The following is a 15,471-nucleotide window of genomic DNA, read 5'->3' on the forward strand; positions in this document are numbered from 1 at the left end:
TTTACTCTCTGTTGCTTTTTCAATGACCCTCGTAATTTTCTCTCCAACTACAGATCCCATACTTCCCATCATAAAATTACTATCCATCACTGCAATTAGCGTATCTTGCCCGTTTATCTTTCCTTCTCCGGTTATTACTGCTTCGTTTAATAAAGTTTTATCACGTATAGTTTGAAGTTTCTCCGTATATCCCTTAAAATCTATAGGGTTACCTGATATCATAAATTCAGCGTATTCTTTAAAAGTACCCTTATCTATAGTATAATCTATTCTTTCGCGACACCCTATTCTGAAATGGGTTCTACAATTATCACAGGTCATTATGCTACTCTCCAAATCCTTTTTATAAAGAATTTGATATGTTGAAATTGATTAGTGGATATCCTTTTAAACATGGCTTTCCATATTTATTTTTATGGAATGTTATATATTCATTTGCAATATTCAGTTCCCTAACAACTATAGATCTTATCAATATTTCACCAATTAGGCTTCTAATTTTATCTTCCTTATTAACGAATTTTTCAATTTTATATCGTTTCTATGCACTAATTAATAAACAGAGATTATCTAAATTTTCTTGGGTAATATTTAAAATTTTAACAGCATAAATTTTCATAAAAAACCTCACTGTAATTTTCAATAATTATTTTTATGATTTACCGGAGTTTAATGCATTTTCAATGGATTTTAGAATTACCTTACTGCTGTTTGTTGCTCCTGTAACAGTGTCTACTTGCAAGCTTTGAGCCTTTGTTACCTTCTCTGTAATAATTTCTGCTGGTTTTCCTTTTTCATTCTTATGTTTTAGTATAGTTATCTTAACAATTTTGTTATCCTTGACTGTAACTGAAACAGTAGCTGCCACAGCTAAAGCATCACAAGATCCTGTATATGTTCCGTTAGAAACTTTTGATAAATCCACAGAACTAATTTTGATTTCCTTAATTATTTCCTTATACTTCTGAATAGAAATTAAATACTTTACACCAAAAATTGCACCGGTAAACACAACAACACAAATTGCACCTAAAATAATTTTTTTTAAATTTAGCATAATTAATTCTCCTTTACTTTTTTAAGTCATTAGCTAAGTCTCTGCTTACTAGCGTTATACCTGCTCCCAAGTGTATAAAGTTTAGCATCATAAAATTCACTGTTTTTGAGTTCATTAATATTATCAGGATAAATAACCACCTGGTTTTTGATTACAAATTCGTTTAAATCTTTAATATTTTTTTCTCCATTTATAGAAATATCAAGCACATCTTCAACAACACCTATTGGTGTTAATATAGGACAATTTAGATAGACTGCATTATTGTTTCCATCGTCAATAGTATTTTCTAAAATGCTATTGCACGTAAGTTCCTTAATAGCTTGATCTAATGTTATTAATCCGGTTAAAACTGCCGCGGCAGCAATATCTGTACCTTGTTCAATCATACCATAAATTTTCAAATCAAAACTACTTAAAAGAACACCAAGAGCATACTCAGTTGCATTCATATTGTGTATTATTTATTTGAATAATCATAGATTTGTGAAGTGGATGTTTAAAAATATCAAAAGGCTTGTTTATAAGTTCTTCTATAGTTTTCTTTATTGTCTCATTTCTAACTTCTTCAGATAAATCTCTCATGTCTCGCACTTCAATTTTAGTTAATATAGGATTTGTATATACTTTGAGTTTGTAGTCTTTAAAGTTTTTTGATTCATCGTATGCTTTAAACTCTGAGCATAAACTACGTCTTCTATTGGATTATTAGGACCTTTAAGCTCTAGTTGATAAAAAACAAGATTAAGCCACTTTCCAAATTTATAGCCAGCCTTATTTATAGTACCAGAATACTTGAACCCTAACTTTTCATGCATTCTGATACTTTTATCATTTGAACTGTCAATTCCAGCTACCATGGTTGCAAATCCCCTTTCATCACAAATTCTTATTATCTCTTTAAGTAGTATGGTCCCTATACCCTTGTTGCAGTGTTTTTCATGAACGTAAATAGAATGTTCAATTGTGTATTTAAATGCTGGAAAGGGTCTGAATGATCCAAATGTGGCAAATCCAATAACCTTACTATTTTCTTCAACCACAATTATTGGATATCCCTCTTGAATCTTTTTTTCATACCATTGTATTCTCTCTTCAATAGTATGAGATTTATAAGCATATATCGATGTCGTATGTAATATTGCATCATTATAAATTTCTAAAATATCAGGTAAATCATTTAAGTTTGCGTCCCTTATCATTTCTATACCCCCTTTTTAATAAAAAATTGTGACATAACATCTTTTTAATTGTTACCTATTCATAACAGTATACAATAGTTTTACGTTACATATCTCATAAATTCCCCTTTTTTCATTACCAACTTGGTTTAGTCGGGACACTTACTTATATTCTATCTACATCAGATTAAATAATCACTTCACTATTAATTATTTTTAAAGTAATATAGTTATTTAATTTTATATTATTATGTTAGGAGGTATTTGCAAGTATGTTTAAAAAGAATCCATTATAGGTATAAATAACTTCATTAATCACAAAATAGTGAAATGGAGGATGATTTAATGTTAAACTCAATCAAAAAAATTTTTTCTTTAAGCGAAAAGAGTAATAGAGATCAAGACATAAGTAATAAAAACATTCAAGAACAATACTTAAACTTGAAAATTTCTAATAAATTAGAAGAAAATAGAAAATATATAAATAATATTTTTGATAAATGTACTGACTTAATTATAAGAGAATTGAAGATTACAAGCAGTTCAAAATTCAGTGCTATTCTCGTGTATATTGATAATATGATAGAAACAACAATATTTGAAGAATCTATTATTGAAAGATTGATCAATAAAAAGGTCGAATCTTCTTATCCTCCAAATAGTAAGGAGTATTCACAGTACTTACTTGGGATAAGTGATAACAATATATGTCAAGATATAAGCATAGTTGTGAATTCAATATTAGATGGTAAAGTTGTTTTATTTGTAAATGGATTAAATGAAGCAATGATAATTGATATAAACAACCCTCCAGGTAGGGATGTAGCGGAACCTCAATCTGAAACTGTTTTGAGAGGACCTAGGGAAGGGTTTACAGAGTCTATAGGCTCTAACATAACGCTTTTAAGAAAGAAAATCAAAAGTGCGAATTTCAAAATAGAAGAATTTAGAATAGGAAGAGAGACTAAAACAAAAGTTACCATTGTCTACCTTTCAAACAAAGCTAATCCTAAGATAGTAAATGAGGTAAAAGAAAGGATAGGTAAAATTGATATAGACTCAGTATTGGAATCTAACTATATAAAAGAATACATAGGAGATGAGCCTACAAGCAATTTTTCTACCGTATATAGTACAGAAAAGCCAGATGTGATAGCAGGTAAGTTACTAGGCGGTCGTGTTGCTATTTTAACTGATGGAACTCCCTTAGTTTTAACTGTACCTTCACTTTTTATAGAATTTTTCTTAAATAATGAGGATTATTATTTGAATTTTATTGCAGCCACATTTAATAGATGGATTCGCTATATAGCATTTTTTATATCCACGACCTTACCAGGATTTTATGTAGCTATAACAACATTTCATCCTGAGCTTATTCCAGATTCTTTAATAGTATCTTTAATAAAAAGTCGTGCTGGTGTACCATATCCAGCTTTAGTTGAGTGTTTATTAATGTTAAGTGTCTATGAGTTACTTAGGGAAGCTGGTATTAGGATGCCAAGGGCTCTGGGGCAGACGATAAGTGTTGTCGGTGCATTGGTATTAGGTCAGGCAGCAGTTGAAGCGGGTCTTGCTAGTACACCTATGGTTATAGTGATATCTCTTACAGCATTATCCTCATTTGCTTTACCATCAACAGATATGAGTTTGGCACTTACATATCCAAGAATAGTATTTCTTGTTCTCAGTGGAACACTGGGGCTTGTAGGCCTTACTTGCGGAATAATAATACTGTTTTTGAGATTAACATCATTAAGGTCATATGGTATTCCATATTTAAGCCCTATGGCTCCAATTCAAGGAAAAAAATTGACGGATATATTTATAAGAAGTCCCCTATTAACAAAACTTAAGAAATCCTGGGTTATTAAAGGAAAGAAGACTACACGTAGATAACCTGATGTTAGAACAGCTTCTATAAATATTGAACAAAAAGAATCTATAAGTAAAAAAAAATGAGGAGTGCCTTATGAAAAGATTTATTTGTATTTTCATATTAATCATGATTTCAACTTTTACAACTGGTTGTAAGGGAACAAAAGATGAACTTGATAAACTAGCTGTAGCCGCGGCAATAGGATATGATATAACCTCTGATGGTAAATACATATTAACTGCTCAGATATTAAATCCACAAAAAAACCCAAGTGGGAGTATGATGGAAAAAAAAGCTGGGAGTCAGCAGAAAGCTACGGATGTAGTAGTTTTTAACACTATAGGTGACAGTATTTCTGATTGTAAAGGTAAGCTAACCACAAAGCTTGGTAAGGAACTGAATTATGGTCATATAAATTTTGTAGTCGTAGGTAGGCAACTAGCAGAGTCAGGTATAGCCACAGTATTAGATGCTGCATTAAGAGGTTACAAAATGGGACCCGATACTCCATTGATTGTAACAAAAGGTAATGCTTTCGATATTATAAGGGCGACCTCAGTTCATGAGAAGATTCCTGCTAATGAAGTAAATAATATATTAAGGTTACAATCAAGTTTTGGTTTTACAAAGAACGTTTCAATCTTAGATTTTACTAATTCCTTATCTAGTAAGACAGATTCGCCCGTAACAGGTGTTATTAATTTAAGTAAAAGTAAAAATTCAGATGAAACATTCGAATTGGCTGGCACTGCAATCTTTAAGAAAGATAAGCTTATAGGATTTATGGACATGAACGAAACACGTGGTATGCAATGGGTAAATGGTAAGGTTGAACTTGGTTACATAACAACATTATCACTAGATGAAGGCAAAATAACTTTTGAGATTATTAAATCAAGTAGTAAGATAAAACCCTCACTAAAGATTGATTCGTTTACAATGCTTATTAACGTAAAAGAAGAAAGTAATATATCCGAGATGACAGGCAAGTTAAATCCAATGAAGAACTCTGCAATAATGGACAGATTAGAAATTAGACAGAATGATGCTATTACTAATGAGATTAAGTTAGCTATATATGCAGCACAAAAAAAGTTTGGTGCAGATATATTTGGATTTGGAGAAATGATATATAGAGATTATCCTGAAAAATGGGAGCGCATAAAGGACCGATGGAAGGATATATTTCCTAATTTAAATATTGAAATAAAGGTAATTTCTAGTTTGAAGAGACCAGGATATATATCTAAACCTATGGATTGATTAAAAATCCTTTGAAGAAGGAGGAACCTAAGTGAAAACAAAAATATCAGCTTATCAATTATTTGGTGCCATTGTAATGTTGCCTTATGGTACTGCTGCTCTTTTTTTTATAACCCCTGAAGCAAAGCAGGACGCATGGATATCAATGCTTATTTATGTACTTCCAGGCATTTTACTGCAACTTATTTATACTGAATTATGGAAAAAGTATCCTAAGGATACCATAGTTACATACATGCCCAAAATATTCGGGAAAATAATAGGATATACATTGAGCGTAATATATATTATTTACTTTGCCTATATAGCTGCAAGAATTACAAGAGATACTATCGAAATTATACTAATTGCTGTAATGCCTAGAATGTCCATGTACATAATTGGAATAGTATTTATGTCTACAGTTATATATGGGACATACACTGGAATTGAAAATTTATCACGAGTGTGTTTCGTTTTTCTGATTTTGTTTGTGGTTATATTTGTGATGAAATGGGTATTATTATTTTCTATGCCAGATACAATAAAATTATATAATTTAAAACCTGTTCTTGAAAAAGGTATATTTTCTGTTATAAAAGAAGGTTGGCCTCTCATTACTTTTCCATATGCTGAGAGTATAGTATTAACTATGCTATATCCATCAGTCACTGAATCATCTAGAGTAAGAAAATCAGCAGTGTTAGCTACTATATTTTTAGGAGTACTCCTTACGTGTAACACTATAATGTTTATATCAGTACTAGGGTTAAATTTTGCATCCACATCACTCTTTCCCCTTCTTCAGACCTACCGTATAATGAAAATAGGTGAGGTCTTTAGTAGATTTGGTGTATTTTTTATTCTATTTATGATAATAGGCGGTTTTATTAAGGTGAGTTTTTTTGTCTATGGATCTATGTTAGGTGTCTCTCAACTAATAAAATTAAATGACACTAAATATTTAGCTCTACCTTTGGGTATCGTGGTTTTTATTACTTCGCTATTGATATCTTCAAATTATCCTCAGCATATACAGTCAGGTAAATTCTTAACTACATATACTCATTTACCATTAGCCATAATAATTCCAATCATTGCATTAATTTTGTGTTATTTAAAAGTTTTGTTTTCAAAAAAACGTAATGTATATAAAAAAATATAATGAGGTACGGCAATGATTAATACAAAGAATAGAAAGTGAATCCTTCAATTAAAATTTTCTGTGTTTTTATAATTGCAACCATATAATTGTAGGATTACTTTGTACCACTATTAGTCTGCTTTTGTCTTTTTATATTCATCAACCAGTTTATAAAAAGTATTTCTTTTAAGTTTTAATAATTCCATTGCGCTAGTCCCTGTTAATTCTCTATCCTTATACTTATTATAAATCTCTTCCCAATTCAATGGATAATTTATCTTTTTACGGCCTTTATATTTTCCATTTGCTTTTGCAACGGCAATACCTTTTTTTTGACGTTCTAATAAAGTAGCCTTTTGAAACTCGCTAATTGATTCGATCATAGTAAACATAAGTTTACCAGCGACAGTACTTGTATCTAAATTCTCATTAACACATCTTAAATTAATTCCTTTACTTTCTAACTGCTTACCTATGTCTAGAAGTTCATTAGTTGACCTGGCGAGCCTACTAAAATCTAATACGTAAATTGTATCTCCGGGCCTTATAAAGTCAATCATTGCAGTTAATTGCGGGCGTATTTCGACTGTAGTTAATTTCTCATTGAACCATTTTTCTATGTTGTACGTTTTAAGCTCTGAAAATTGTCTGTCGTCACTTTGCTGATTTGAACTTACCCTGGTATAAGCAATGTTCATATAAACAACCCCTTTTATTATATTAACTCTATATTCGCCTTATATCTTACTATATATTAACATATTTTCCGTTTAAAGTATACTGTAAAGGACAATTGTTTGGTAATTTACATATAATTACAAACAAACAGTTTTAACTAATTTATCCCATGTTGCTTTGTAATGTACCTCAAACAAACACATGAACAAAGAAAAAGGTAATCATGTCGAATACATTTCAACATGATTACCTTAAATAGAGCTAAGTAGAGCAATACCTCCTTTATTTATAATAAATTTTTGTTATATAATCGGCAGCATCATCAAGCTTTCCTATATCTTCAAGAAGTTGAAGAATACCATATCTATTACGCATATCTTTTGCGGCAATAAAACTTTTCCTAAATATTTCTTTATCAAAGCCCAAATCTTTAGGATTCCACACTGCACCTGCTTTTTTCAAAGTTTTAATTATTTGCTCAGGTTCTGGTACGAATACATCACAAATTTTTTTTATAAGATTCCACTTAGATACTATCTTTTGCATACAAAATTCTCTATCCTTCTCATTAAAATTAATACTATCTTGCTTAAATTCAATAATGTTTGCCCCACTTATAGTAAATACATCTGTTATGTTTTTCATCCACTTATTTTTATCTAGATGTAAATAGTCACCCTTTTTAAGTAGTTCATTAAGATCTATATCCTTTGCATATTTATATGCATAAGCTACAATGCCAACACCAACACCTACAGTATTACCGTGAAGCCAGTTTGTATTATTCCCACTATTCATAAACATCATCTCAAAACAATGTGACATATAGTGTTCTCCACCAGAGGCTGGTCTTGAAGCTCCAACCATGCCAATAGCAATCCCTGATAAAATTAATGCTTCAGTTATATTTTCTACAGTTTTATAATCTCTGCTTGTAACTCCACCTGAAGCCTGCTCGCACTTTTTCAAAGTACTAAGGACTAGTTTTTCAACCTCAGGGCAGAAATATTCACCATTTAAAATGTTTGCAACATGCCAATCAGCTAAGGCTGTATATTTACCTAAGATATCTCCAAGGCCTGCCTGAAGCATCTGCATAGGAGCCCTCTTCATAATATCAATATCACAGACAATTGCGAGTGGATAGGCCGCATCATAAGTAACTTTTACACCATCACGAATAAGCGGAGAAACCACTGAGGCATAACCATCCATTGATGGTGCTGTCCCTACAATTACATATGGAATACCGATTTTATAACTAAGGAACCTTGAAATATCATTAATAGTACCAGATCCTACTGCAATTATAATTGACGTATCTATTGGAATTTCTAATAGCAATTTACCAAAAGATAATTCATTAGGATGTAAATGTTCTTCTTTAAATATATATTTGCTTACTTTAAACTTGTTTTTTAATAAATCTTCCACTTTTTCACCTGCAACATCAGAAGTATGAATATCTTCTATAATGAACACTTTTTTGCCTTCATAACGTTTGATTACAATTGGTAACTGACTTATAACTCCACTTCCAACCTTTATAGTTTCTATCCCTACACTATGATTTTTGCCACATGAGCACATGTAATTAAGACCAGTCATTTCTTCTACGCTTAGAGTTTCTAAATCTATCATCATTTTTTTCTCCTTAAATTTTATTTATTCTTTGATTACCTTTTTTAAAAGCACTATTTTTAGTATTTATTATGTTTATAAGTTTGTTTTTTTTATTCATATAAATAATCTTTTCTCTCACTAGTATACTACCAAAATCTTTTCCATAAAAACCATTTTATTTTCTTATAGTATAAGGCTAAGATTATATTGACAAGTAAAATCAATTAATTTAAAATGAACTATGTTCATGTCAGTTTTATAATCTATTTTAGAAGGTGTTATATTTGTCAAAAATAATTGAAAATCCTGAGCAGCTTATATTAAGTAAAGCAAAAGAAATTCTATATAATGAAGGATACACGAGATTTAGTATGAGAAATTTGTCCGCCAAATGTGGTATTGCACTTGGTACAATATATAATTATTATTCAACTAAAGAAGACCTTATTATTGAAATGATGACTGATTATTGGAAAGAGCACTTCTATATATTTGAAGATATATTGAATTCAGATGATACATTATATATTAAGTTAAATGAAATATTTAATAAACTAAGCATTTTTATTAAAACATTTAAAGAGGTATGGCTTAAACCCGAACTTTACGAAAATCCTGACTGCATTAAAAGAAGCTTAGAAAAACAAAATATTTATATAGAAAAATTAGTAATTATGATAGAAAAAATTTTATTAAAAGAAGCAGAAAATAATAAAATTAAGCTTAGATTAGATTCTTATGAAGCAGCTAAATTTATATTAATGAACTATATTACAATGGTGCAGATGCCCGTCTTTAAATATTCATCCTTTGAAAGGATTCTTAAAGAATTACTTTAATCAATATATAGATTTTTTAAAATATTGGTTAAAGTAATTTTTTAACTTTAAATGAACAGTGTTCATATTGAGTTAAATTATAACAAACTCTAATTTAGGAGGTATTATTATGTTAATTTGTGCAATTATTTCTATTTCATTAGCACTTATATTTTATACAATCGGTGTATGGAGTGAAAAAAAGCAAGGTAAATTAAAAAAATGGCATTTGCTGGTTTTTTACTTGGGGTTAGTATTTGATACTTTAGGAACAACACTTATGAGTAAAATTGTTAATGAGGGTTTTCAAATTAACTTCCACGCTGTAACAGGTTTATTAGCAATAATTCTAATGCTTTTACATGCACTTTGGGCAACAATTGTTTTAATTAAGAATGATGAAAAAGCTAAGGTTAATTTCCATAAATTTAGTATTATTGTATGGATTATTTGGCTAATACCCTTTATTTCAGGCGCAATTTTGGGTGTGTCGCACTAAAGTTAGATTTTATAAAATTATGCTTATAAATCATATTAAATCAATAAAACCGACTATGTTAAAACATAATCGGTTTTATTGTCATTCTTAATTTTTAAAGCTGAAATTACATCTTGACAAAAGTCGTGTCTTAAATGATGGATATTCTATATGAGGAGAATGAACAATGAGCAATGTATTAGAAGTCTCAGGTTTAAATAAATCTTATGGTGATTTTGCCATTTCTGATGTTGATTTTTCTTTACAGGAAGAGTGTATTACCGGCTTTATAGTCATTAATGGGTCCGGTAAAACAACCACTATCAAGACCATACTTGGTCTTATAATGAGAAATTTCGGTACTGTCAAATTCTTTGGTAAAGATATGGATAAACACGAGCACGAGTTAAAAAACCGTATTGGAGTTGTACTGGATGGTGGTTGCTTTTATGATGAATTGTCAATGAAAGAGATGAAAAGCATTATCGCACCGGCATATTCTAGTTGGAATGAACGAGATTATAAAACCTATATGGAACGTTTTTCGCTAAATCCACGCCAGAAGATTTCAACACTTTCAAAAGGTATGAGTATGAAGTTCGCATTGACTTTGGCACTTTCTCATCAGGCAGACTTACTTATTATGGACGAACCTACTAGTGGACTTGATCCCTTAATCCGTAGCCAGCTTATGAATATCTTGACGGATTATATGAAACAAGGCAATAAAAGCGTCTTCTTTTCAACGCACATCACTTCAGATCTTGATAAAATTGCTGATATGATAATTCTTATTAATAATGGCAAGATTTTGTTTGATGAAGAGAAGGATGCATTGATTGATACTCATAAATTAGTAAAAGGTGATAACAAAGATTTGACTGTTGACACAAGAAAACTATTCTTAAATATTCAAGAATCAAGATTTGGATTTACTGGTATCACCAATAAATTATCTCAAGTTCAAAATAGCATGAAAGACATATTGATTGAAAGGCCTACTATAGAAGATATTATGCTTGGTTATGTAGAAGGAGGGGGAAAATAATGTTGTTTCATCTTGTTAAAAAAGACTTTTTACTTATAAAAAAATATTTGCTACTTATGATACTTATACCAATTGCTATACCAATTCTTATGATGATACAAGCATCCCAGCTTTTGGGTTTAAGTGCTTTTGTTATGTCAGTGATTTTTACGGTGTTTATGTTGTATCAATATGTTTTGATGGCAGAAATGAAATACCCTAAAGCTGAAGCTTTGCTATGTGCTACGCCTTACTCTCGCAGTACTCTTGTAAAAGCAAGATATGTGTTTCTATTGTTACCATTTGCTTATTGCTGTGCAGTATATAACGTATTAGCGCTGCTATTTGCCAAAATTGAATACCTTACACTATCCACTTACCTTATTGCTATGCTGATTTCAGTAATTCTATTTGGTATATATACACCCATACAATATAAATTAGGCTTTGAAAAAACAAAGTATTTCTTCGTCTTAGTGATTATGGGAGCCCCATCCTTAATGGTTTTATTAATAAAAATCAATATCAAACTCGATTTAACGGGATTGTCTGTAATGCCTATGTTTGCCCAGTACCTGATACTGATTGTGGCTATAATTTCTATTATCTTTATTTCCATGAATGTATCTATAAAAATTTACTCAAAGAAAGAATTACTATAACTGCTGCATAACTTATTTCATTTCGAGAAAGGAGTCATACCTATGCAAGCTTTACAACCCATAGTAATAACATTATTTGTGCTGCTTCCTTTTGTATATTTAACTTATAAGCACTTTAAAGATAATCCAAAAAAGTAAGACTTAGCTGAAAAAAATTTCTATAAATAACACCTATGAAATATATTATTCTCCTCAGCTTCTATGATTTGATTTTTATACCACATTACAATTACTATATCTTTAAATAGAAATTGAAATGGCATTAGCTAATGCTTAGGCTAATGCCACAATTAAAATCTATATTATGATTACTGCTTATCTATTTAAGTGTGTGATAACTTTGGAAACATAAATTGATTATTCGCAAGTAACAGTGTACCTTCACCTAGAGCAAATAAAGTACCCTCTCCTTCTATTGGCATAATTAAATAAGAATCAGTTTCTTTTGGTGTAAAATAAAGTTTTTCCCTTTTTATGTTTTCATCTACCAAATAATCAAGTATTTTATCTAACGAAATATCTTCTTTGCAAAAGACATTTAGTACTTCCATTGTATCTCCCTCAAAATTTGCAATTATAACTGCATCATAATCTTGAATATAATAAACACTGTCAGTCATATCCAAAGTACAATAAAACATAATCAATTCCGCATTACCACACATAGAAATTTTAGCTAATGAAGAAAGAGTATTGGCTTTATCATATACCAGAGCTCTGTCACATTCATTAGTCATATCTAATTTTTTTACAAGTCCATTTTCACCCCTTTTACTTATCAGTTTTGTACATTGATATTGTTTCAATATATCAAACCCAAATTTCGGATAAAAATTGAGTACTGAATCATTAGCAAATAAATAAAGCAAATCGCATTTATCTTTCCATTCTTCAATAATCTTCTCCATTATTACTCTACTAAGTCCCTTATTTCTATAGGCAACATCGGTCATAACAGTTCCTAATTGAATATACCGTTTTGATTTTCCAAAAACCTCAAAGTCCATTATGTTTACTGATACATTAGAAACAACCACGTCTCCATCCATGAGTGAATAAGGTAAAAATTGATTTTTCCAGTATCCGTATTGGTACCACTGTTCAAAATTAAATCCAAATGTCTTCTTAGTTAAAGAGTTAAAACTTATTCTAAATTTATCATCTTCACCAGTTCCAATAATAAATTTATACTTTTTATCATTAATTTTTATATATTTATATTTCAATTTATTCCCCCTATTTACTTACAACTTTTATATCTTTGTTATTGCATTTTTACAGCTTTAATTAATAAAAAATTTGGTTTATGGATATCTTTTTTCATGTTCGGTATAAGTTCTAAAGCTTCCTTGTCTGGTAATGGTTCAAGCATTGTTTCTATTTTAAATCCCGTTTCGATTAGAGTGTTTACAATTTCGGAAAATGGTCTATGATATTTTATTACACCTTCAACAAACCATTTCACACTACGTTCACCACTTTCCATATAGTTAGAAAGATTATAAAACAAAGGTTTTTTATTTTCATCCAACGTCCATATTGGCCCTTGTTTGGGAGCTGTGGTAAGTGGATGTTCTTGTGAATAAATAAGTAAGCCATCATCTTTAAGTAAATAATTTATGTCTCTAAGTAATTTACTAAAAGATTTAACATAATGAAAAGCAAGGGAACTATATACTATATCAAACTTCTCATGTATTGTGTTTATCTCATTCATATCAAGGTGTATGTATTCAATATTTTCAAAGGCATTATCAACTTTTGCAATTGATAGCATTTTTTCTGAGATATCAACACCTACAACCCTTGCAGCACCCCTATTTAAGAAATCAACACAATTTTCTCCAAAGCCGCAGCCTAAATCAAGTATAGTTTTTCCGACCATATCTGGAAGCAAACTTTGCATTGAAGGTTTTTCCTGTATGTTGTTATAATTAATTTTATTATTGCGAAGCTTCTTGTATCCTTCGAAAAAGATTTCGTTATCATATATGTTTTGAACATTAGACATAAACTCAACTCCTCTTAAAGTATTAAATAAGATTTAGCAACCTATAAATACATTATATACCATATATTCGTATTCTACCATTTAGAAATAGCCGTTAAGTATATCTATAAAAAAATAAGTTTACAATCATTTTAATTTAATGATTGTAAACTTATTTTATTGAGCGTCCATCCTAAACAAGTATTCAATATATTGCTTTGAAGCTTATAATTGTTCACTTGCTACTTGTGATTCTACTTTAATATCTATATCTGTTATTATAGGCAAATCTTTATTTAGCTTATCATAAACATTAAGTATATATTCTTTGTCTATATAGTAATCTTTAGTGTCTTCAGAAGGAGCATCAAATCTTAAATCTCTTAAAACTCTTGAAACAATACTAACTAGTCCTCTAGCACCCATCTTTTCTTCAATAGCAATATCTGCAATTGCTTCAAAACAATTATTGTTAAACTCAAGATTTTTACCCAAATAAGCAAATATCTTTCTATACTGTTCAAATACACTAGTATCAAGCTTAAGTACTTCAATAAGATTATCTCTTGATAATGGATCTAAATTTGATAATACTTGAAATCTACCAAGTAATTCTGGAATTAATCCAAACTCCTGCAAATCTTTTTTAATTATGTTTGATCTAAGATACTTCGTATATTTATAATCTTTTTCATAATTCTCTACAGTAGATTCTACAGTGCTTGATACATCAAAGCCAACTGATCTAACAATTCCTGGCTTACTAAACTGCTTTAATTTATTATTTGGACTGAATTTAAGACGATTTTCGACAATAGTTTCAATACCATCAAAAGATCCACCTGCAATAAATAAAATATTAGTTGTATTTATCTCAATCATTTTACTTGTAGGATTTTTACGACCTCCACCTTCTGGTACTCTAACAATACTACCTTCAACCATCTTAAGTAAACCTTGCTGAACTCCTTCACCTGATACATCTCTTGTAATAGTCATGGTCTCACCCTTTTTGGCTATCTTATCAAGTTCATCAATAAATATAATTCCTTTCTGAGCAAGTTCAATATCGCCGTCTGCCCTTACTAAAAGCGAGTATATCATACTCTCAATATCATCACCAACATATCCAGCCTCGGTCAAACTTGTAGCATCACCAATAACAAATGGTACTTGGGCAATCTCTGATAATTTTTTGGCTAGTAAAGTTTTTCCAGTACCTGTTGGTCCAGTTAGTAATATGTTATGCTTTTCTATATCTATACCAGTTGCAATCTTTATCATATGATTATGTAATTCTATAGATAACTCTATTTTAGCCCCTTCTTGGCCTATTATAGACTGATCTAATAGTTCTTTTATCATTTTGGGTGTTAGTGTTACCCTTGTTTCTTCTGATGTTATATTTTCGCGAACTTCCTCTCCTTGCTGTGGGTTTATTGCTATACTACGTTTATTTAACATTTAATGCACCATCCTTTTAAATTTATACTACCTTTTAAACTTGCTATTTTTTCTAAAGTTTTTTTTCATCATTTTCATAGTATTCAGATGTTTAGCAAGTGATTGAGTATTTTTCCTATTCTGTATATTACTTGTGGTAAATAAACCACGTTGAATTTCTTCGCTTATAGGATATCTAACATCAATTCTATTTATATAGCTTTTAATAATTTTAACATAGACTACTAA

General features: G+C 30.1%; 18 protein-coding genes. 7 read left to right on the forward strand and 11 right to left on the reverse strand.

Annotated features, from left to right (window positions below; all coding sequences use genetic code 11):
- The 6 genes from KPL44_RS14965 to KPL44_RS14985 form a co-directional block, all read right to left on the reverse strand.
- The coding region (locus tag KPL44_RS14965) for a carboxyl transferase domain-containing protein (RefSeq protein WP_301182968.1) at positions 1-321 on the reverse strand (321 nt) is incomplete at its 3' end.
- 22 nt (positions 322-343) lie between these two features.
- Positions 344-475: a hypothetical protein gene (locus tag KPL44_RS26205; RefSeq protein ID WP_407935017.1), complete on the reverse strand. Its 132-nt coding sequence runs from the start codon at positions 473-475 to the stop codon at positions 344-346.
- Positions 476-652: 177 nt separating this feature from the next.
- Positions 653-1,057, reverse strand: coding sequence for an FMN-binding protein (locus KPL44_RS14970; protein ID WP_216251897.1), 405 nt, complete (start codon positions 1,055-1,057; stop codon positions 653-655).
- A gap of 29 nt (positions 1,058-1,086) precedes the next feature.
- The gene (locus KPL44_RS14975) at positions 1,087-1,509 is read right to left on the reverse strand and encodes a hypothetical protein (RefSeq protein ID WP_216251899.1); all 423 of its coding nucleotides are present in this window, start codon (positions 1,507-1,509) and stop codon (positions 1,087-1,089) included.
- The gene (locus KPL44_RS14980) at positions 1,496-1,642 is read right to left on the reverse strand and encodes a hypothetical protein (protein WP_216251902.1); all 147 of its coding nucleotides are present in this window, start codon (positions 1,640-1,642) and stop codon (positions 1,496-1,498) included. Before KPL44_RS14980 ends, KPL44_RS14975 begins: the two co-directional genes overlap by 14 nt.
- 20 nt (positions 1,643-1,662) lie before the next feature.
- The gene (locus tag KPL44_RS14985; RefSeq protein ID WP_216251906.1) at positions 1,663-2,259 is read right to left on the reverse strand and encodes a GNAT family N-acetyltransferase; all 597 of its coding nucleotides are present in this window, start codon (positions 2,257-2,259) and stop codon (positions 1,663-1,665) included.
- A gap of 324 nt (positions 2,260-2,583) precedes the next feature.
- Here KPL44_RS14985 and KPL44_RS14990 point away from each other — a divergent pair, with 324 nt between their 5' ends.
- From KPL44_RS14990 to KPL44_RS15000, 3 genes are all read left to right on the forward strand, one after another.
- On the forward strand, positions 2,584-4,137 hold the full coding sequence (locus KPL44_RS14990; RefSeq protein WP_216251908.1) for a spore germination protein: 1,554 nt from the start codon (positions 2,584-2,586) through the stop codon (positions 4,135-4,137).
- Positions 4,138-4,210: 73 nt separating this feature from the next.
- Positions 4,211-5,380 (forward strand): Ger(x)C family spore germination protein, encoded by a 1,170-nt coding sequence (locus KPL44_RS14995; protein ID WP_216251910.1) that lies wholly within the window; start codon positions 4,211-4,213, stop codon positions 5,378-5,380.
- A 31-nt stretch (positions 5,381-5,411) separates the two neighbouring features.
- Positions 5,412-6,524, forward strand: a complete 1,113-nt coding sequence (locus KPL44_RS15000; protein ID WP_216251913.1) for a GerAB/ArcD/ProY family transporter — start codon at positions 5,412-5,414, stop codon at positions 6,522-6,524.
- Between the two features lie 110 nt (positions 6,525-6,634).
- Here KPL44_RS15000 and KPL44_RS15005 read toward each other — a convergent pair whose 3' ends face one another.
- A complete protein-coding gene (locus KPL44_RS15005; protein WP_216251916.1) occupies positions 6,635-7,201 on the reverse strand; it encodes a recombinase family protein in 567 nt (188 codons plus the stop codon).
- 262 nt (positions 7,202-7,463) lie between these two features.
- Entirely contained in the window at positions 7,464-8,825 is a 1,362-nt protein-coding gene (locus KPL44_RS15010; protein WP_253201793.1) for a sn-glycerol-1-phosphate dehydrogenase, read from the reverse strand.
- 263 nt (positions 8,826-9,088) lie between these two features.
- On the opposite strand from KPL44_RS15010, the gene KPL44_RS15015 reads away from it, so the two are divergent.
- From KPL44_RS15015 to KPL44_RS15030, 4 genes are all read left to right on the forward strand, one after another.
- A complete protein-coding gene (locus tag KPL44_RS15015; RefSeq protein WP_216251919.1) occupies positions 9,089-9,643 on the forward strand; it encodes a TetR/AcrR family transcriptional regulator in 555 nt (184 codons plus the stop codon).
- Positions 9,644-9,752: 109 nt separating this feature from the next.
- Positions 9,753-10,121 (forward strand): HsmA family protein, encoded by a 369-nt coding sequence (locus tag KPL44_RS15020; protein ID WP_216251921.1) that lies wholly within the window; start codon positions 9,753-9,755, stop codon positions 10,119-10,121.
- Positions 10,122-10,287: 166 nt separating this feature from the next.
- Positions 10,288-11,148 carry an ABC transporter ATP-binding protein gene (locus KPL44_RS15025; RefSeq protein ID WP_216251923.1) on the forward strand — a complete coding sequence of 287 codons (861 nt, stop codon included), beginning with the start codon at positions 10,288-10,290 and terminating at the stop codon, positions 11,146-11,148.
- Complete coding sequence (locus KPL44_RS15030) at positions 11,148-11,789, forward strand: ABC-2 transporter permease (RefSeq protein WP_216251926.1); 642 nt, start codon at positions 11,148-11,150, stop codon at positions 11,787-11,789. The genes KPL44_RS15025 and KPL44_RS15030 overlap by 1 nt, the downstream gene beginning before the upstream one ends.
- A gap of 323 nt (positions 11,790-12,112) precedes the next feature.
- On the opposite strand, the gene KPL44_RS15035 is transcribed toward KPL44_RS15030, so the two are convergent.
- From KPL44_RS15035 to clpX, 3 genes are all read right to left on the reverse strand, one after another.
- The gene (locus KPL44_RS15035; RefSeq protein WP_216251929.1) at positions 12,113-13,015 is read right to left on the reverse strand and encodes a GNAT family N-acetyltransferase; all 903 of its coding nucleotides are present in this window, start codon (positions 13,013-13,015) and stop codon (positions 12,113-12,115) included.
- A 38-nt stretch (positions 13,016-13,053) separates the two neighbouring features.
- Positions 13,054-13,800 carry a class I SAM-dependent methyltransferase gene (locus tag KPL44_RS15040; RefSeq protein ID WP_216251932.1) on the reverse strand — a complete coding sequence of 249 codons (747 nt, stop codon included), beginning with the start codon at positions 13,798-13,800 and terminating at the stop codon, positions 13,054-13,056.
- A gap of 204 nt (positions 13,801-14,004) precedes the next feature.
- Positions 14,005-15,243 carry an ATP-dependent Clp protease ATP-binding subunit ClpX gene (gene clpX, locus KPL44_RS15045; protein WP_216251935.1) on the reverse strand — a complete coding sequence of 413 codons (1,239 nt, stop codon included), beginning with the start codon at positions 15,241-15,243 and terminating at the stop codon, positions 14,005-14,007.
- Positions 15,244-15,471: the final 228 nt, after the last annotated feature.

Source organism: Clostridium sp. DSM 17811 (genome assembly GCF_018861905.1).
Taxonomy (GTDB): Bacteria; Bacillota; Clostridia; order Clostridiales; family Clostridiaceae; genus Clostridium_AD; species Clostridium_AD frigoriphilum.

Bases quoted from the DNA above. Each gene is read 5' to 3' on its own strand.
- clpX (WP_216251935.1), bottom strand. From the start codon at position 15,243: ATGTTAAATAAACGTAGTATAGCAATAAACCCACAGCAAGGAGAGGAA.
- KPL44_RS14995 (WP_216251910.1), top strand. From the start codon at position 4,211: ATGAAAAGATTTATTTGTATTTTCATATTAATCATGATTTCAACTTTT.
- KPL44_RS15020 (WP_216251921.1), top strand. From the start codon at position 9,753: ATGTTAATTTGTGCAATTATTTCTATTTCATTAGCACTTATATTTTAT.
- KPL44_RS14970 (WP_216251897.1), bottom strand. From the start codon at position 1,057: ATGCTAAATTTAAAAAAAATTATTTTAGGTGCAATTTGTGTTGTTGTG.
- KPL44_RS15005 (WP_216251916.1), bottom strand. From the start codon at position 7,201: ATGAACATTGCTTATACCAGGGTAAGTTCAAATCAGCAAAGTGACGAC.
- KPL44_RS14975 (WP_216251899.1), bottom strand. From the start codon at position 1,509: ATGAATGCAACTGAGTATGCTCTTGGTGTTCTTTTAAGTAGTTTTGAT.
- KPL44_RS14990 (WP_216251908.1), top strand. From the start codon at position 2,584: ATGTTAAACTCAATCAAAAAAATTTTTTCTTTAAGCGAAAAGAGTAAT.
- KPL44_RS15030 (WP_216251926.1), top strand. From the start codon at position 11,148: ATGTTGTTTCATCTTGTTAAAAAAGACTTTTTACTTATAAAAAAATAT.
- KPL44_RS15025 (WP_216251923.1), top strand. From the start codon at position 10,288: ATGAGCAATGTATTAGAAGTCTCAGGTTTAAATAAATCTTATGGTGAT.
- KPL44_RS15010 (WP_253201793.1), bottom strand. From the start codon at position 8,825: ATGATGATAGATTTAGAAACTCTAAGCGTAGAAGAAATGACTGGTCTT.
- KPL44_RS14985 (WP_216251906.1), bottom strand. From the start codon at position 2,259: ATGATAAGGGACGCAAACTTAAATGATTTACCTGATATTTTAGAAATT.
- KPL44_RS15040 (WP_216251932.1), bottom strand. From the start codon at position 13,800: ATGTCTAATGTTCAAAACATATATGATAACGAAATCTTTTTCGAAGGA.
- KPL44_RS14980 (WP_216251902.1), bottom strand. From the start codon at position 1,642: ATGAGAGATTTATCTGAAGAAGTTAGAAATGAGACAATAAAGAAAACT.